This window comes from Variovorax sp. J31P207, assembly GCF_030316965.1.
Taxonomy (GTDB): domain Bacteria; phylum Pseudomonadota; class Gammaproteobacteria; order Burkholderiales; family Burkholderiaceae_C; genus Variovorax; species Variovorax ginsengisoli_B.
In genome coordinates, this window is the sequence record NZ_JASZYN010000001.1 from 804895 (window position 1) to 822986 (window position 18092).

Here is an 18092-nt window from a genome sequence, read left to right on the forward strand (position 1 = left end):
CTCCTTCTTGGGTTGGTTGGAGTGGGAGAGACATCGACGGAAGAAATCGCTTCAGGCGGCGACCGTTTCGGCCGGCTTCGGGCGCCGCGAGGCCACCCACTTGCCGATCACCAGCACCAGCAGCGCACCGATGACGCCGGCCGCGTAGCGCACCACGTCGCTCTGCGGCAGCTTGGGCACCCAGGTCCAGGCGGCCGGGTTGGCCACCGACGGATCGGACACCGCCATGGTGCCGGCGATCCAGCCGAGCAGCATGCCGCCCAAGGTGATGATCAGCGGGAAGCGGTCCATCAGCTTGATGACCAGCTGGCTGCCCCAGACGATGATCGGGATGCTCACGAGCAGGCCGAAGATGACCAGCGGCATCTGGTGGCCCTCGCCGGCGCCCTGCGCGGCGCCTGCGATCGCGATCACGTTGTCGACGCTCATCACGAGGTCGGCCACGATCACGGTCTTGACCGCGGCCCAGAGCTTGTCGCTGGCGGCGATGTTGCCGTGGGCGTCGTCATGCTCGGGCGCCAGCAGCTTGACGCCGATCCACAGCAGCAGGATGGCGCCGGCCAGCTTCAGGAACGGAATCGCCAGCAGCGTGAGCGCGAAGAAGATCAGGATCACGCGCAGCACGATGGCGCCCGCGGTGCCCCACAGGATGCCCTTGGTGCGCTGCGCCGGCGGCAGTTTGCGGCAGGCCAGTGCGATCACGACCGCGTTGTCGCCACCCAGCAGGATGTCGATCATGATGATCTGGCCGACCGCGACCCAGAACTCGGGGGTTAAAAATTGCTCCATGAAGTCCTCTCTGATTTCGTTTCACTCCCGCTCGCGTGGATCGGTGGAGGCGTTGACTTGAGAGAACGGGGTTCCGGGAAATGCAACGCTTCGATCAAAACCGCGAGGGCTTGTATCGAAGGTCTTGCATGACAGCACGCGGCTGCCCGACAGGCCGGAAGTTTTTTGCTTCGTATTGACGACCTGGCGAACCCACTCCCTCGGGAGCAAGTGGGAGCTACTCCCCTTCGTGGCCGGAATTAGAGCATCGAGGGCGGGGTGTTGCAACCGGACTCGTCCGGGTCTTTAAAGAGAAAGGGCCTGGATGCCCCGTGAATCCGGAACATGTCGCTATTGATTTGATAGCATTCAATTCCTTCAACGAGTGCGGGCCATTGCCCGGACTATGATTCGCGCTCGCTTTTTTTCGTCTGTCCATGGCCGCCATTCACATCACCGACATCGAGGCCGCCATCAACTACTGGCGCGAGAGAAAACCCTCGCCCGACGGCATCACGCTGGCGCCCGAACTGCGCGCGCTGGCCGAGGTCTACGCGCTGATGGTGTTCCACCACGAGGACGAGGTCGACGAGGTCGGCTTTCCCGCCAAGGCCTGGGCCGCCTGGCTCGCCTGGTACCAGACCACGCCCGACACACCCTGTATCGCGATCTGCTCCACCAGCCAGGGCGACGATCAATGCAAGGGCTGCGGGCGCAGCTTCGACGAGGTCCAGCACTGGCCCGCGATGACACCGGCCGAGAAGCGCTCGACCTGGCGCCGCATCACGATGCAGGACACCGCCTGGCGCTTCAACAAGTACGCCGAACGCGCCCGCGAGGCCAGCCAGGTCCGGGCCGACGAGGCGCCGCCGCCGCCCGATCCCGCGGGCTGAACAGACGCCGATGCGCCGCCTCGCCCAAGCCCCCAACCTGGCGCTCGCCACGCTGTGGGTGCAGATGCTGCGCGACGATGGCGTCGACGCCTCGGTGCAGCGCGAGTATCTGGGCGCCGCCGCCGGGCAGTTGCCGCCCGATCAGTGCCTGCCGGAAATATGGATCGAGGACGACGCCCAGTTCGCGCTCGCCGAGCGGCTGCTGCATGCGCTCAGGCACCGTCCGCAGCGCCGCTGGGAATGCCGCTGCGGCGAACTGGTCGAGGGCGGCTTCGACCAGTGCTGGCGCTGCGGCGCCCCGATGCCCTAGGCTGAGCGCGCTGCTAGCGCAGCCTCACGGGCTCGATGTCGATGCTGCGGCTGCCGTCGCCCAGCATCAGCGTGCCTTCCTGGATCGTGGCCTGCAGCTGCATCGAGCGCTGCGCCAGGGCTGCCAGCGACTGCGAAGCCGCCGTCGGCACCCGGAACACCTGCAGGTTCTGCGGCCGGGTCAGCTTGTTCTCGATGCCGCGCCACCAGATCTCGGCCGCGTGGTTGAAGCAGTAGACGATCACCGAATCGGCCTTGCCGCAGGCCTTGATGACCGGCTTGTCCTCGGGCTGGCCGACTTCGATCCAGAGCTTCACCTGGCCGGTGAAATCGCGCAGCCAGACATCGGGCTCGTCGGGGTTCGACAGGCCGGCGCCGAAGGCCAGCGTGCCGTCGCCGTTGCAGACGTCCTGCAGCTGGTGGGCATTGAGCGCCAGCGCGACCAGCCGGATCATCATCCGCTCGTCGGTCTCGCTGGGGTGGCGCGCCAGGGTCAGCGCGTGGTCGGCGTAGTAGTTGTGGTCGATGTCGGCGACCGCGAGACTGGCCTTGAAGATGGTGGATTTGAGCGCCATCAGGCCCGCCGGGCCAGTTCGGCGGCCTTGCCGATGTAGCTGGCTGGCGTCATGGCCAGCAAGCGGTCCTTCTCTTCCTGCGGAATCTCGAGCGAGCGGATCAGCCCGTGCAGCGCCTCGGCCGTCACCGTCTTGCCGCGCGTGACTTCCTTGAGCTGCTCATAGGCGCCCTGCACGCCGAAGCGGCGCATCACGGTCTGGATCGGCTCCGCCAGTACTTCCCACGAGCTGTCGAGGTCCTGGGCCAGCGCCTCCTCGTTGAGCTCGAGCTTGCCCAGCCCGGTCGCCAGGCTGGCATAGGCCAGGGTGGCGTAGCCGAAGGCGACGCCGATGTTGCGCAGCACCGTGCTGTCGGTCAGGTCGCGCTGCCAGCGGCTGATCGGCAGCTTCTCGCTCAGGTGGCGCAGCACCGCGTTGGCCAGGCCCAGGTTGCCCTCGGCGTTCTCGAAGTCGATCGGGTTGACCTTGTGCGGCATCGTCGATGAGCCGATCTCGCCCGGCTTCAGCCGCTGCTTGAAATAGCCCAGGCTGACGTAGCCCCAGATGTCGCGCGAGAAGTCGACCAGGATGGTGTTGGCGCGCGCCACGGCGTCGAACAGCTCGGCCATGTAGTCGTGCGGCTCGATCTGGATGCTGTAGGGCTGGAAGCTCAGGCCCAGGCCGAGCGGCGCGGGCGTCTCGACCACCTTGCGGCTGAAGGCTTCCCAGTCGAAATCGGGCCAGGCGGCCATGTGGGCGTTGTAGTTGCCGACCGCGCCGTTCATCTTGCCCAGCAGCTGCACGCCGGCGATCTGCCCGCGCGCCTTGGCGAGGCGCACCGCGACGTTCGCGAGTTCCTTGCCGACCGTGGTCGGGCTCGCGGTCTGGCCGTGGGTGCGCGACAGCATCGACACGCCGGCGAACTTGCCGGCCATGTCGCGCAGGGTGGCGATCAGGCCGTCGATGGCCGGCAGCATGACCTTTTCGCGCGCGGCCTGGATCTGCAGCGCGTGGCTGGTGTTGTTGATGTCCTCGCTGGTGCAGGCGAAATGGACGAACTCGGAGGCCGCCAGCAGCTCCGGGCGGGCCTCGAACTTGGACTTGATCCAGTACTCGACCGCTTTCACATCGTGGTTGGTGGTCTTTTCGATCTGCTTGATCGCGACCGCGTCGGCTTCGGAGAAGTTGGACACCAGGCCGAGCAGGTACTTTCGAGCGCCGCCCGTGAGGGGCTTGAATTCGGCGAAGCCGCAGTCCGAGAGGGCGATGAACCAGGCCACCTCGACCTGCACGCGCCGGTGCATGTAGCCCTGTTCGCTCATCAGCGGACGCAGCGCCGACAGCTTGGCCGCGTAACGGCCGTCGAGGGGGGAAAGGGCGGAGACGGTGGAGAAACTCATGGGCGAATTTTAGGTTGCGGGACGGCCGAAGCAATTTCGCAGGGCTTCGCGCAGCATTCCGTGACGCGCATTCCCCTAGAATCAAAGCGCTACAACGATGACCCTGATGGGGGAGTGCCTGCATGAAACTGATCGGATCCGCTGCCAGCCCGTACGTGCGCAAGGTGCGCGTGGTCATGGCCGAGAAGCGGCTCGATTACCAGTTCGTGATCGAAGACGTCTGGTCTGCCGATACCACGATTTCCAGTTCCAACCCGCTCGGCAAGGTGCCCTGCCTGATCATGGACGGCAGCGAGGCGATGTTCGATTCGCGGGTGATCGTCGAGTACCTCGACACCCTGTCGCCGGTCGGCAAGCTGATTCCGCAGCAAAGCCGCGAGCGCGCCGAGGTCAAGACCTGGGAGGCGCTGGCCGATGGCGTGATGGACGCCGGATTGCTGCTGCGCATGGAGGCCACCTGGGTGCACCGCGCCGACAGCGAGCGCAGCCAGGCCTGGATGGACCGGCAGCGCGGCAAGATCAACAACGGCATCGCCGCCATGGCCAAAGGCCTGGCCGACAAGCCCTTCTGCAGCGGCATCCACCTGAGCCTGTCCGACATCGCCGTCGGCTGCGTCTTGGGCTGGCTCGACTACCGCTTTCCCGAGATCGACTGGCGTGCCGACCACGCCAACCTGGTGAAGCTCTTCGACAAGCTGATGCTGCGCCCCAGTTTCGCCGACACCAAGCCCTGACCGCCCAGCGCCCCAATGAAAAAGCCCCGCACGCGGGGCTTTTTGCTTGGCGAGGCCGAGGCCGGCGCAGCCAGGCCCGTTCGTGAAACACCGTGGAACCGGCTTTGCCGGGCCACTGGTGTTGCCCCCGGCAGGGGGTGGGCGTCCGGACACGAAGTGCCGGACAACCTGGGGGCGAGATAAAGATGTTACGAGGCGCCCCGACGCGAAGGAGGGAGGGAGGGAGGAGGAGAAGAATCGCCTCGGGATTTCAACCTGGCGGCAAGCGCCCGGAAGACCTCGCAACATAAAAACCGACCGGACTTTCGTGCCCGGAAACGGTATGAGCGCGGACCGGCGAGCCGGTTCCCTGGCGATACGTAAGCGTTTGTGACTAGTTGGAAGTTGATGCCGGTTGTGAAGTCACCGACGCCAGCGGCGCCGCGCCCAACTGCTTCTCGATCTCCCGCACGAACGCGCGGTCGTCCGGTGCCGTCATGCTGGAGTAGGCGTCCACCACCTTGCCGTCGCGGCCGATCAGGTATTTGTAGAAATTCCATTTCGGCGTCGTGCCGGAGAGCTGTGCCAGCTGCTTGAAAAGCGGGCTGGCATCAGGCCCCCGCACCGATGATTTCGCGAACATCGGAAACTTGACGCCGAAGGTGCTTTCGCAGAAGTCGGCGATTTCCTTGTTCGAGCCGGCCTCCTGGGCGAAATCGTTCGACGGGAAGCCCAGCACCACGAGCCCTCTCGACCGGTATTTGCTGTCGAGGGCCTCCAGCCCCTTGTACTGGGGCGTGAAGCCGCAAAAGCTCGCGGTGTTGACCACCAGCACGACCTTGCCCGCGTACTGGCACAGGGACTGCGGCTTTTCATCCTGGAGCCGCGGAAAAGTGTGCTGAAGGATGGCAGGGCAGCCGGCCGGGGCGCCCTGCGCGGCGGCGCCGGCCGGCAGCAGGCTGGCAGCCAGCACGATGGCCGGGAAAAATGGCACTAACAAACTGAGGGGTATTCGCATGGCGGTGTTCCCGAGTGAAAAGCAGCGCGAATTGGCAAGTTTGCTGCGCGCGGAGCTACATCATCGCGCGCTTGTCACAGGCGCGATAAGCCTGCCGACTAAAATCCGTCGGCTTACGAAAGACATTGATGCTTTATCCGGAACTCTTCAGACAACTCGAATCTGTCCGCTGGGACATGGACAAGGATATTCCTTGGCAGTCTTTCGACGCAAGCCGGCTCACCGAGGAGCAGGCCCAGACCATCAAGATGAACGCGATCACCGAGTGGGCGGCGCTGCCGGCCACCGAGATGTTCCTGCGCGACAACCGGCATGACAGCGACTTTTCGGCCTTCATGTCGATCTGGTTCTTCGAGGAGCAGAAGCACTCGCTGGTGCTGATGGAATACCTCAAGCGCTTCAGCCCCCAGCATGCGCCGACCGAGCAGGAACTGCACGACGTGCGCTTCGATTTCGATCCGGCGCCGCCGCTCGAGACCCTGATGCTGCATTTCTGCGGCGAGATCCGCCTGAACCACTGGTATCGCCGTGCCGCCGAGTGGCACACCGAGCCGGTCATCAAGCACATCTACACCACGCTGAGCCAGGACGAGGCGCGCCACGGCGGCGCCTACCTGCGCTACATGAAGCGGGCCATGGAAAAGTTCGGCGACGAGGCCCGCTCGGCCTTCACCAAGGTCGGCGTGCTGATGGCCAGCGCCCGCCGCACGGCGCAGGCGCTGCATCCCACCAACCTGCACGTCAACAAGGCGCTGTTCCCGAACGACACGATCCAGAGCCGGGTGCCCGATCCCGACTGGCTCGAGCACTGGCTCGACAAGCAGATCAAGTTCGATTCGGTCTGGGAGAACAAGGTCGGCGAGCGGATCCTGCACAACCTGAGCCTGCTGATGAACCGCAGCTTCAAGACGGTCCAGGAACTGAACCGCTACCGCAAGGAGCTCGCGGCCTCCCTCGGCCCCAGGCCCGAATACCAGGGCGCCTGAACCCGGAACAGGGTCTCAGCGGCGCTCGACGATCACCGGCGCCAGCTGCAGGCCGTTGCGGACCTGTTCGGCCGCGTCGCGGGCCGTGTCCCGCGAGGCATAGGGGCCTGACTGCAGGCGGTGCGTGCCGTTCTCGCTGAACACATTGAGGGTGTTCGCGAGCGGCGGCATCTCGCGTGCCACCTGCTGCTGAAAACGCTGGGCGCCTTCGCGCTGGCTGAAGGCGCCGAGCTGGACCCAGAAACCGGGCCCGGCGGCCGCCGTCCGCGGAGCCGGCGTGGCCGGCTGGACGGGTGCCGCGGCCAGCGGCGTCATCGGCGGCAGCGCTGCGACTTCCATGGCGTCGTAGCGCGAGGTGGCGACCACCGGTGCAGTCAGCGCCGCGGGCACCGCGACACCGTCCGCGGCGGCCACGGCAGCGATCGGCGCGGCCTGCTGGGCCAGCACCGGGGCATCGCCGCGGCGCCAGGCACCGGTACGGATGTCCTCGTTGGTGAGGCGCTCGATCTCCACCGGCGCGACCCCGCGCAGCAGGTCGAGCTTGAGGGCCGCGGTGTAGCTCAGGTCGATGACCCGGTCGTCGTGGAAGGGGCCGCGGTCGTTCACGCGGACGATCACCTCGCGGCCGTTGGCAGGGTTGCGCACCCGTGCATAGCTCGGCAGCGGCAAGGTCTTGTGGGCCGCCGTCATCGCGTACATGTCGTACGGCTCGCCGCTGGCGGTCGACTGGGCGTGGAACTTGCGCCCGTACCACGACGCCAGGCCGGTTTCGCGGAAGGGCCGGTCGTCGGTGATCGGCACATAGGAGCGGCCGAGCACCGTGTAGGGTTTGCTGGTGCCGCCGCTGCCGCGGATCGGTTCGACCCGGGGCTCGGCATCCGGGACCTGGCCCAGGCCCGAAGGCGGATTGGCGTCGGCACCGTCGCGGCCGGCACCGCCGCGCGGTCCGCTGGCGCAGCCCGCGAGAAGCACCAGCGTCGCCGCCGCGAGCCACCCGACGAGCTGCCGCTGGCTAGCCAAAGACCGCCTTCCAGAGCGCCAGCATGGCCTCGCGTTCGGCCACCAGGGTGCTCATCGGCACCTGGGTCGGCTCCTCGTTGAGGCGGGCCCGGTGCTGCACCCGGCGCAGTTCCCGGTAGGCCGCGGCGGCGGCCTCGCCCACGCCTGCGGGCAGCAGGTTGGCCGCTTCGGCACGCTGGAGCAGCGCGATGTTGCCGACGTTGGGCACCAGCTCGGGATGCGCCTTGGCTTCGGACAGCACCAGGAACTGCACCGCGAACTCGGCATCGACCATGCCGCCGGCGCTGTGCTTGACGTCGAAGAGGTCGGGCTTGACCGGCCGCGCGGCACTCACCTTGGCGCGCATCGCGACGATCTCGGCCTTGAGGGCCTCGCGGTCGCGCGGTGCCGTGATCACGGCTTCGCGGATGCGGTCGAAACGCTCGACGTGAGCCGGCTCGCCCAGCACGCAGCGCGCCCGCGTCATGGCCTGGTGCTCCCAGGTCCAGGCGGTGTTGCTGCCGCGGCCCAGCTGGTACTTCTCGTAGGCATCGAAGCTGGTGGTCAGCAGGCCTGAATTGCCATTGGGGCGCAGCGCGGTGTCGATCTCGAACAGGTCGCCCTCGCGGGTCTTGACCGTGAGCCAGTTGATCAGCTTGCGCACGTAGGCGGCATAGACTTCACCGGCACGCTCGTCCTCGTCGTCGTAGACGAAGACGATGTCGAGGTCGCTGCCGTAGCCGAGCTCCTTGCCGCCGAGCTTCCCGTAGCCGATGATCGCGAAGCGCGGCTGGTCGCGGTGCGGATTGCGCACCTGGGGCCAGCACCAGCGCGCGGTCACGCGCAGCACCGCGTCGGCCAGGGCGCTCAGGTCGTCGGCCACCTGCTCGACCGTGATGCGGCCATCGAGGTCGCGCGCCAGCGTACGGAACAGCTCCGCGTGGTGGGCGTGGCGCAGCAGGTTCAGCAGCCGCTCCTCGTCGGCTTCGCCGGTCTGCGTCAGCGAGCGGTGGCGGTCTTCGAGTTCGCGTTCGAAGTCGGCGGCGACGAAGCGGCCGGACAGCATGGCGCTGCTGGCCAGTTCGTCGATCACGCCGGGGTGCTTCAGCAGGTAGCTCGCGGGCCATTTGGCCGAGCCGAGCAGGCGCAGCAGTCGCTCCTGTACCGCGGGCCGCTCGACCAGCAGCGCGATGTAGCTGTCGCGGCGCAGCAGCGGCTCGATCCAGTCGGCCCAGCGCAGCGCGGCATCGACGTGGCGGCTGATCTGGCCCTGGGCATTGCTGTCGGGCTCGCGCAGCCACAAGGCGGTGCGCTGCACCAGCTGGCGCAGGCGGGCGCGGGTGTCGTCGCGCAGCGCCAGCACCCGCGGGTTCTCGTTCCAGGCCTGGATGCGCGCGGCGAACGGTGCCGGCAGCGATTCGAGCAGGTCGCTCATGTCGAGCGGGGCGGGAGCCGAAGCGCCGCCCTTGCAGCCGCTGCAGGGTTTCTTGCCGCCCAGCAGCTTGTCGAACTCCTGGGCGACGAATTCGCGATGGGTGTCGAGCTGGGCCAGGAAGGCGCAGCAATCGGGGAAGCCGAGCGTCAGCGAGATCCAGTGCAGGTCGTCGTCGTTGACCGGCAGCACATGGGTCTGCTGGTCGTCCAGGTACTGGATGCGGTGCTCGACCCGGCGCAGGAACTCGTAGGCCGAGGCCAGCGCGTCGGCCGCTTCCTGCGGCATCAGCCCGGCGCGCGCCAGCCGTTGAAGCGCATCGAGCGTCGGCCGGGTCCGCAGTTCGGGGAACTGGCCGCCGCGCACCACCTGCAGCAACTGCACCGTGAACTCGATCTCGCGGATGCCGCCGCGCGACAGCTTGACGTCGTTGGCGCGCTCGGGCCGGCCGGCGCTGCGGCGTGCCGCCTGTTCGCGAATCTGCCGGTGCAGCGTGCGCAGCGAATCGAACACGCTGTAGTCGAGGTAGCGGCGGAAGACGAAGGGCAGCACCGCGCTGCGCAGCGCCTGGGCCGAGCCGTCGGCCACCACCGCGGCGGGCGCGACCACCCGGCTCTTGAGCCAGGCGAAGCGCTCCCATTCGCGGCCCTGGACCTGGAAATACTCCTCCAGGGCGTCGAGCGAGACCACGCTCGGCCCCGAATTGCCGTTGGGCCGCAGGGCCAGGTCGACCCGGAACACGAAGCCGTGTTCGGTGGTGTCGCCCACCAGCGCGTAGATCCGCTTGACCGCCCGCGCGAAGTATTCCTGGTTGGCCAGCCTGGAGCGGCCCTCGGCGTTGCCGGCGGTCTCGCCGTCGTGGTCGTAGAGGTAGATCAGGTCGATGTCGCTCGACACGTTGAGCTCGCGGGCGCCGAGCTTGCCCATGCCGACCACCCAGAGCTCGGCCCGCCGGCCGTCGGCCGCGCGCGGTGCGCCGTGGGCTTCGTCGAGCTCGGCACAGGCCTCCCGGCAGGCGACATCGAGCGCGAATTCGGCCAGCTGGGTGACCGCGGTGGTGACCACGGCCAGCGGCGCCTGCAGGTCGCAGTCGAGCGTGATGAGGCGTTCCATCACCAGCTGGCGAACGATGCGCAAGGCGTCGGCGACGCTGTCGCCGCGCTCGCGCAGGGCCCGGTACGCTTCGGCCATGTGGGGCCGCGAGGGCTCGCCCGGCGGCAGCAGCGACAGCTCGGCAGCGTAGCGCCGCCGCAAGCGCTGGATGAAGCGGGACGATGCCGACAAGGACGGCGAATCGGATGATGGTGGCGGCCGAAGCGTGGCGCTGGCGGCGGCGGTGGAACCCGGCTGGGAGCTGGCGGTCATAATTCCTGACACAGCGCGATCCTCAATGAACGACACGACGTCTTCCCCTTCACGTCTGCTCAAGATCACCGCTGCGACGGCGCGCTGGTTGTTGGGTTTGCTGATCGGTGCATGGCTCCTGCTTGCGCTGTCAGTCGTTGTCCTACATCTCTGGATTGTGCCGCGAATCGGAAACTACCGTGGCGCACTGGAGGCGCAGGCCACACGGGCCATCGGCGTACCGGTGCGCATCGGCGCGATCAGCGCCCGGTCGGGCGGCCTTTTCCCGGCCGTCGAGCTGCGCGACGTGGTGCTGATGGACGAGCGCAGCCAGGAGGCGCTGCGGCTCGAGCGGGTGGTGGCCAGCGTGTCGCCGCGCTCGCTCTGGAACCTCAGCTTCGAACAGCTCTACATCGAGCGGCCGCAGGTCGACGTCCGGCGCGATGCACTCGGCAAGATCCACGTCGCCGGGCTCCACATGCTGAACGACACCAGCGGCGGCGGCGATGGCGCCGACTGGTTCTTCGCCCAGCGCGAACTGGTCGTGCAAGGCGGCACCGTGCGCTGGACCGACGAGCGGCGCCAGACCGCGCCACTGCTGCTGTCCGATGTGCAGTTCGTGGCCCGCAACGGGGCGCGCCGCCACGCCATGCGCCTGGACGCCACCCCGCCCGCCGGCTGGGGCGAGCGCTTCACGCTGCGCGGCCAGTTCCGCCAGCCGCTGCTGTCGGTGCGCAGCGGCAACTGGCGCACCTGGGACGGCCAGCTCTATGCCGACCTTCCCTACCTCGACATCACCCGGCTCGACGGCTATGTCGACCTCGACGCCCGGATCCACCAGGGTTCCGGCGGCCTGCGCCTCTGGGCCGACGTCAATGACGGCGAGATCACGGGCGGCGTGGCCGATCTCGGACTGAGCCGCATCGACGTGTCGCTCGGCAAGGCGCGCGAGCCGCTGGTGCTGCGCGACGTCACCGGCCGCCTGACCGGCAAGCGCGGCGACGGCACGCTCGAGTTCGCGACCACCCGGCTGCAGTTCGACACCGCGGACCACATGCGCTGGCCCGGCGGCAACCTGTGGTTCCAGCACGCGGACGCCAAGGGGCGCACGGCGGAGCGCACCGCCCTGCGGGCCGACCGGCTCGACCTCGCGGCGCTGGCGCTGATCGCCGACCGGCTGCCCTTGGGCGAGGCGTTCCGCAAGCAGCTCGAGGCCTACCAGCCGCGTGGCATGGTCGAACACATCGAGGCCAGCTGGCAGGGCCCCGCCGGCGAACCCTCCGGCTACCAGCTGAAGGGCCGCATGAGCGGCTTCAGCGTGGCGTCTCAGCCCGGCCTGCCGGCCCCCGCGCCGGCGACGCCCGCCGGGGTGGCCGGCACGTCCGCCTCGGCGCCGCACGTGCCGGTCGGCAGTCCCGGCGTCAGCGGCGCCACGGTCGATTTCGACGCCAGCCAGGCCGGCGGCAGCGCCACGCTGTCGATCGCCAGTGGCGCGCTCGACCTGCCGGGCGTGTTCGAGGAGCCGGTGGTGCCGATCGATCGGCTGTCGACCCAGCTGCAGTGGAAGCTCGATCGCGGCGCGGTGCAGGTGCAGGTGTCGAACCTGCGTTTCGCCAACGTCGATGCCGAAGGCGAGGCCCAGGCCAGCTGGCGCACCAGCGACCCGGCCGTCTCGCACAGCGCCGATCGCTACCCGGGCGTGCTCGACCTGCAGGGCAAGCTCACGCGCGCCGACGGCACCCGTGTCTGGCGCTACCTGCCGCTGCACATCCCGAAGGCCACGCGCGACTACGTCCGCGACGCGATCACCAAGGGCCGAGCCAGCGCGGTCGACTTCAAGGTCCGTGGCGACCTCTGGGACATGCCCTTCATGGACCCGAAGCAGGGCGATTTCCGCATCGCCGCGAAGGTCGCGGATGTCAGCTACGCCTATGTGCCGCCGGCGCCGGGCGCGACCGTGGTCTGGCCCGCGCTGAGCGGCCTGTCGGGCGAGCTGGTGTTCGAGCGGGCCGGCATGCTGGTGCGCAATGCGCGCGGGCGACTGGCGGCGGCCCAGGCGGTCGAGGTCACGAAGGCCGAGGCGCAGATTGCCGACATGTCGCACCATGCGCCGGTACTCAAGCTCGACGTGCAGGCCAAGGGGCCGCTGGGCGAGGTGCTGCGGGTCGGCGGACCGCTCGCCGGCGAGGCCGCCCCGACCCTGGCGGACATGCGCGCGACCGGCAATGCCGACTACAAGCTGCGCCTCGAGCTGCCGCTCGAGGCGATGGACAAGACCAAGGTGCAGGCCGCCATCGCGCTCGCCGACAACGAGCTGCAGCTGGCCTCTGGCGCTCCGGCGCTGACGCAGGCGCGCGGCACGCTGAATTTCACCGAAAGCGGGTTCTCGCTCGCCGGCGTGCAGGCGCGCGGCCTCGGTGGCGCCATGCGCATCGACGGCAGCGGCCGTTTCACCGCCAAGCAGGAGCTGGAGCTGCGCGTCCAGGGCACGGCCAGCGCCGAAGGCCTGCGGGCGGCGCGCGAGATCGACTGGCTGGCCCGCCTGGCCAGGAACGCGACCGGCAGCGCGCCCTATGCGGCCAGCTTTTCGGTGCGTGAAGGCACGCCCGAGTTCCTGCTCACCAGCAGCCTGCAGGGCCTGGGGCTCCAGTTGCCGGCGCCGATGGCCAAGGAGGCCCAGGACGCCATGCCGCTGCGGGTCGAGAAGAAGATCGTGCTGCGCGAGGCCCGCGGGGCCGGCGCCGCGCCGCAGCTGCACGACCAGATCTCGCTCGAGCTGGGCAAGGTCGGCTCGGCCAGCTATGTGCGCGACGTCTCGGGCCGCGAGGCGCGGGTGCTGCGCGGCGCCATCGGCATCGGCCTCGCGGCCGGCGAATCGGCGCCGCCGCCGGAGCGCGGCGTGGCCGCCAACATGCGTTTCGAGCGGCTCGACCTCGGTGCCTGGCAGGCGCTGTTCAGTGCGGCCACCGGCAAGGCGCCCGAAGCCGTGGCGAATGTCGACAGCGGCGACGACGCGCTGGCCTACCTGCCGACGACCATCGCGCTGCGGGCCCAGGAGCTGGTGTTCGGCGGCCGCACGCTGCACGACGTGGTGCTCGGCGGGACGCGCGACGGCCAGCTCTGGCGCGCCAACGTCGACGCGGTCGAGCTCAGCGGCTATGCCGAGTACCGCCATGCCCAGGCCGGGCGCCTGTATGCGCGGCTGGCCCGGCTCAAGATCGCGCGCAGCGAAGCCACGGCGGTCGAGTCCCTGCTCGACGAGCAGCCGAGCACCCTGCCGGCGCTCGACATCGTGGTCGACGACTTCGAGCTCTTCGGCCGCCGCCTCGGCCGGGCCGAGATCGATGCCGTGAACCGCGGCGGTGCCGGCCGCGAATGGATGCTCAACAAGCTGACCCTCAGCAATCCGGACGCCACCTTCAACGCCCACGGCAGCTGGGCCGCGCCGCCCGGCGCCAGCGCAGGGCGCGACCAGCGCCGCACCGCGATGGATTTCAAGCTCGACATCGTGGACGCCGGGGCGCTCTTGAACCGGTTCGGCATGAAGGACGTGGTGCGGCGCGGCCGCGGCCGGCTCGAGGGCCAGGTCAACTGGACCGGCTCGCCGTTCTCGATCGACTACCCGAGCCTCGGCGGGCAGCTCCAGATCGACGTCGAATCGGGACAGTTCCTGAAGGCCGACCCGGGCATCGCCAAGCTGCTCGGCGTGCTGAGCCTGCAGGCCTTGCCACGGCGCCTCACGCTCGATTTCCGCGACATCTTCAGCGCCGGCTTCGCCTTCGACTTCCTGCGCGGCGATGCCAAGATCGCCAACGGCGTGGCCTCCACCAACAACCTGCAGATGAAGGGCGTCAACGCCGCGGTGCTGATGGACGGCTCGGCCGACATCGCGCGCGAGACGCAGAGCATCCGGGTCGTGGTGGTGCCCGAGATCAGCGCCGGCACGGCAGCGCTGGTGGCGACCGCGATCAATCCGGCGATCGGACTCGGCACCTTCCTGGCGCAGATGGTGCTGAGCCGGCCGCTCATCGCGGCGGCCACGCAGGAGTTCCAGATCGACGGCACCTGGACCGACCCGAAGATCACCCGCGTGCCGCGGCGCGCGACGCCCGAAGCGCTGGCCGAACCGCCGGCGCCGCGCTAGAAAGAAAAAGGAGACCACCGCCATGAAAGTCGCAGCCATCCAGATGGTGTCGGCCATCGCCCGCGAGGCCAACCTGGCACGCGCCCACGACCTGCTGGCCGAAGCCGCCGCCGCCGGCGCCGAGCTGGCCGTGCTGCCCGAGTATTTCTGCATGATGGGGCGCCGCGACACCGACAAGCTGGCGCTGCGCGAGACCGCGGGGGCCGGCACGGTGCAGAGCTTCCTGGCCGATGCGGCGCGCGAGTTCGGCCTCTGGATCGTCGGCGGCACGCTGCCGATCGAGACCGACGACGATCAGCATGTCTTCAACAGCTCGCTGGTCTACGCGCCGGACGGCGAGCGCGTCGCGCGCTACGACAAGATCCACCTGTTCTTTTTCGACAATGGCCGCGAGCGCTACGACGAACGCCGCGTGATCGCACCGGGCACCCAGCCGGTGTGCTTCGACCTGCCCTCGCGCGACGGCCACGACTGGCGCATCGGCATGAGCGTCTGCTATGACCTGCGGTTTCCGGAGCTCTACCGGGCGCTGGGCCGCCAGGGGGCCGAGCTGCTGCTGGTGCCCAGCGCCTTCACGCGAACCACGGGCGCCGCCCACTGGGAGGTGCTGCTGCGGGCCCGGGCGATCGAGAACCTGGCCTGGGTGGTGGCGCCGGCGCAAGGCGGCACGCACGAGAACGGCCGCCAGACCTGGGGCCAGTCGATGGTGGTCGACCCCTGGGGCACGGTGGCGGCCCAGCACGCCGAGGGCGAGGCCGTGGTTCTGTTCGATGTCGATGCCGCGCAACTCGAGGCCGCGCGCGCCCAGCTCCCGGCGCTGGCCCACAGCGTGATCTGAAGCCGCAGTGTCCGCGCCTTCCCTGCCCGCCGCCCGCGTCCTGCGTCCCGCCTTTGCGCGGCTGCGCTTTCTGCGCTCGTTCTGGCGCCGCTGGTTCCTCTGGGTGCTGCTGGCGATGCTGGTGCTGGCGCTTCTGGTCACCGTGGTCTGGCTGGCCGGCCGGCACGAGGTCGAGCAGACCCAGACCGTGCTGGACCGCGACACGGCCGATGCGGTGGCCGACCTGCGCGACGGCCTGCAGCGCAACGTCCAGACCTTGCGCGCTTCGCTGGCCGGCGGCGTCGACCGCGAGCAGTGGGAGGGCCGGGCCTCGGCCTTGCTGCGCGATCACCGCGAGTGGCTGCGTCTCGAATGGCGCGACCCGGCGCTGCGTCCGCTCGCCGCGGTCGATTCGCCCTATCGCCGCAAGGTGTTCGGCGACAACGAGCGCGGCCCCGAGCAGATCGACGTCGAGCAGGCCTGCTCGACCGCGCGCAAGCTGGGATCGGCGGCCTATTCGCCGAGCCACTACGTGGCCTCGGTGCAGGGCAGCGGCGGCCTCGAGGTGCTGGAGCTGTGCGTCCCGGTCGAGGGCGGCGGCTACCTGGTGGCGGCCTACTCGCTGCGCGATACGCTCACCGAGCTGCTGGCGCCAATGCTCAGCCGCGGCCAGGAAGTCGCCTTCACCGAGTCCGACGGCACCCGGCTGGTGGCGATCGGCGCGCCGCGGCGCATCGGCACCCGGGTCTTCACCTCGCAGCAGCTGATCGACCTGCCGGGCGTCACCCTGATGCTGCGCGTCGACGGCTGGCGCGCCGTGCCGGACCTGTTCCCCAACATGCTGACCGCGCTGGTCACGGCGATCTCGATCGCGCTGGTGTCGGTGCTGGTGCTGCTGGCGCGCGACACCCGGCGGCGCCTGCGGGCCGAGCGCGATCTCGGCGATGCGCTGGCCTTCCGCAAGGCGATGGAGGATTCGGTCATCACCGGCCTGCGCGCGCGCGACCTGCAGGGCCGCATCACCTACGTCAACCCGGCCTTCTGCGAGATGGTGGGCTTCAGCCCCGAGGAGCTGATGCACAGCGACGTCGAGGTGCCCTACTGGCCGACCGAGCTGGCGCACGAGTACCAGCGCCGGCAAGCGGTGAGGCTGGCGGGCGCGACGCCGCCGCGCGAGGGCTTCGAGTCGGTCTTCATGCGCAAGGACGGCAGCCGCTTCCCGGTGCTGATCTTCGAGGCCCCGCTGATCAACGCGCAAGGCTCGCAGTCGGGCTGGATGAGCGCCTTCATCGACATCAGCGAACAACGCCGCGTCGAGGAACTTTCGCGCGCCAGCCAGGAGCGGCTGCAGGCCAGCGCCCGGCTGGCCACCGTGGGCGAGATGGCCTCGCTGCTGAGCCACGAACTGACGCAGCCGCTGGCCGCGATCGCCAGCTACGCCAGCGGCTCGCTCAACCTGCTGGGAGCGGACGGGTCGCCGCAAGACGGCGACCGGCAGGAGGTCGCGATGGCGGTGCGCCGGATCGCCGAGCAGGCCGATCGCGCCGGCCAGGTGATCCGCAGCGTGCACGACTTCGTGCGCCGGCGCGACCGCACGCGCGAGTCGGTGACGCCCCAGGCGCTGGTCGACGCGGTGCTGCCGCTGGTGCGGCTGCAGGCGCGCAAGCTCGGCGTGCGCGTGGAGCTCGCCCTGGAGGACAACCTGCCGGCCGTGGTCTGCGACCGCACGCTGGTCGAGCAGGTGCTGCTGAACCTGGCGCGCAACGGCATGCAGGCGATGGACATGCCCGAACTGAGCGAGCGCGTGCTGCGCCTGCGGGTCGTTCGCGCCAGCGGCAGTCCGGGCCCGGACGCGCGCCGCTGGCTTGAATTTTCGGTCGCCGACCTCGGCTGCGGCATCAGCGGTGAGGTGGCGTCGCGCCTGTTCACGCCCTTCTTCACGACGCGGCCCGACGGCATGGGCCTGGGCCTGAGCCTGTGCCGCACCGTGGTCGAGCAGCACGGCGGCGTGCTGATGCACGAACCGCAGCGCCCGCGCGGCACCGTCTTCCGATTCACCCTGGCCACCGCCAGCTGACACTTCACGCCATGCAACCCCTGATCGATGCCCTGATCTTCATCGTCGACGACGACGCCAGCGTGCGCGAGGCCCTGGCCTGGCTGCTGCGATCGCGGCGCCTGGTGAGCGAGCAATTCGCCAGCGCCGAAGCCTTCGAGGCCCGTCTGGCCGAGGAGCCGCTGACCGACCATCCGCATTGCCTGCTGCTCGACGTGCGCATGCCGGGCACCAGTGGGCTGGTGCTGTTCGACCGCCTGGCCGAGCGCGGCCTGCTCGACGCCATGCCGGTGATCTTCCTGACCGGCCATGCCGACGTGCCGACCGCGGTCGATGCGGTCAAGCGCGGCGCCTTCGACTTCTGCGAGAAGCCGTTCTCGGACAACGCGCTGGTCGACCGCATCGAGCACGCGCTCGGGGCGTCGCTGCGCGCGGTCGAGGCCAGGCGCACGCGCCAGCTCCTCAAGCGCCGCATCGACGAACTGACGGAGCGCGAGCGCGACGTGATGCGCTGCGTGGTCGAGGGCCTGCCGAACAAGCTGATCGCCGATCAGCTGGCGATCAGCGTGCGCACGGTGGAGGTCCACCGCGCGCGCGTGTTCGAGAAGATGGAGGTCAAGTCGGCGGTCGAGCTCGCCAACCTCCTGCGCGGGGTCTGA

14 protein-coding genes are annotated in these 18092 nt (G+C 69.2%); 8 read left to right on the top strand and 6 right to left on the bottom strand.

The annotated features are described in order from the left end of the window. Positions 1-51: 51 nt before the first annotated feature. On the bottom strand, positions 52-789 hold the full coding sequence (locus tag QTI68_RS03820) for a TerC family protein (RefSeq protein WP_286519756.1): 738 nt from the start codon (positions 787-789) through the stop codon (positions 52-54). A 416-nt stretch (positions 790-1205) separates the two neighbouring features. Between QTI68_RS03820 and QTI68_RS03825 the strand changes: the two genes are divergently transcribed. Together QTI68_RS03825 and QTI68_RS03830 are read left to right on the top strand one after the other, a co-directional pair. After that, positions 1206-1661: a DUF3717 domain-containing protein gene (locus QTI68_RS03825; protein ID WP_286519757.1), complete on the top strand. Its 456-nt coding sequence runs from the start codon at positions 1206-1208 to the stop codon at positions 1659-1661. 10 nt (positions 1662-1671) lie between these two features. Beyond that, complete coding sequence (locus QTI68_RS03830) at positions 1672-1971, top strand: DUF2007 domain-containing protein (RefSeq protein WP_286519758.1); 300 nt, start codon at positions 1672-1674, stop codon at positions 1969-1971. Between the two features lie 13 nt (positions 1972-1984). Here QTI68_RS03830 and QTI68_RS03835 read toward each other — a convergent pair whose 3' ends face one another. Both QTI68_RS03835 and purB read right to left on the bottom strand, forming a co-directional pair. Next, positions 1985-2545 (bottom strand): YaeQ family protein, encoded by a 561-nt coding sequence (locus tag QTI68_RS03835; RefSeq protein ID WP_286519759.1) that lies wholly within the window; start codon positions 2543-2545, stop codon positions 1985-1987. Next, positions 2545-3924, bottom strand: a complete 1380-nt coding sequence (purB, locus tag QTI68_RS03840) for an adenylosuccinate lyase (RefSeq protein WP_286519760.1) — start codon at positions 3922-3924, stop codon at positions 2545-2547. The genes QTI68_RS03835 and purB overlap by 1 nt, the downstream gene beginning before the upstream one ends. A gap of 122 nt (positions 3925-4046) precedes the next feature. On the opposite strand from purB, the gene QTI68_RS03845 reads away from it, so the two are divergent. Then, complete coding sequence (locus QTI68_RS03845; protein WP_286519761.1) at positions 4047-4658, top strand: glutathione S-transferase N-terminal domain-containing protein; 612 nt, start codon at positions 4047-4049, stop codon at positions 4656-4658. Between the two features lie 373 nt (positions 4659-5031). Here the strand turns inward: QTI68_RS03845 and QTI68_RS03850 are convergent, their stop codons facing one another. Continuing rightward, positions 5032-5655 carry a glutathione peroxidase gene (locus QTI68_RS03850; RefSeq protein WP_286519762.1) on the bottom strand — a complete coding sequence of 208 codons (624 nt, stop codon included), beginning with the start codon at positions 5653-5655 and terminating at the stop codon, positions 5032-5034. Between the two features lie 128 nt (positions 5656-5783). Between QTI68_RS03850 and QTI68_RS03855 the strand changes: the two genes are divergently transcribed. Continuing rightward, positions 5784-6641, top strand: coding sequence for a ferritin family protein (locus tag QTI68_RS03855; protein WP_286519763.1), 858 nt, complete (start codon positions 5784-5786; stop codon positions 6639-6641). 15 nt (positions 6642-6656) lie between these two features. On the opposite strand, the gene QTI68_RS03860 is transcribed toward QTI68_RS03855, so the two are convergent. Then, a complete protein-coding gene (locus tag QTI68_RS03860; protein ID WP_286519765.1) occupies positions 6657-7661 on the bottom strand; it encodes a septal ring lytic transglycosylase RlpA family protein in 1005 nt (334 codons plus the stop codon). Continuing rightward, positions 7654-10437, bottom strand: coding sequence for a bifunctional [glutamate--ammonia ligase]-adenylyl-L-tyrosine phosphorylase/[glutamate--ammonia-ligase] adenylyltransferase (gene glnE / locus QTI68_RS03865; protein ID WP_286519767.1), 2784 nt, complete (start codon positions 10435-10437; stop codon positions 7654-7656). Before glnE ends, QTI68_RS03860 begins: the two co-directional genes overlap by 8 nt. 25 nt (positions 10438-10462) lie before the next feature. Between glnE and QTI68_RS03870 the strand changes: the two genes are divergently transcribed. From QTI68_RS03870 to QTI68_RS03885, 4 genes are all read left to right on the top strand, one after another. Then, positions 10463-14560 (top strand): YhdP family protein, encoded by a 4098-nt coding sequence (locus QTI68_RS03870; RefSeq protein ID WP_286519769.1) that lies wholly within the window; start codon positions 10463-10465, stop codon positions 14558-14560. 22 nt (positions 14561-14582) lie between these two features. After that, a complete protein-coding gene (locus tag QTI68_RS03875) occupies positions 14583-15398 on the top strand; it encodes a carbon-nitrogen hydrolase family protein (protein ID WP_286519770.1) in 816 nt (271 codons plus the stop codon). Between the two features lie 115 nt (positions 15399-15513). After that, a complete protein-coding gene (locus QTI68_RS03880; protein WP_286520217.1) occupies positions 15514-17454 on the top strand; it encodes a two-component system sensor histidine kinase NtrB in 1941 nt (646 codons plus the stop codon). Positions 17455-17465: 11 nt separating this feature from the next. Continuing rightward, on the top strand, positions 17466-18092 hold the full coding sequence (locus QTI68_RS03885; RefSeq protein WP_286509668.1) for a response regulator transcription factor: 627 nt from the start codon (positions 17466-17468) through the stop codon (positions 18090-18092).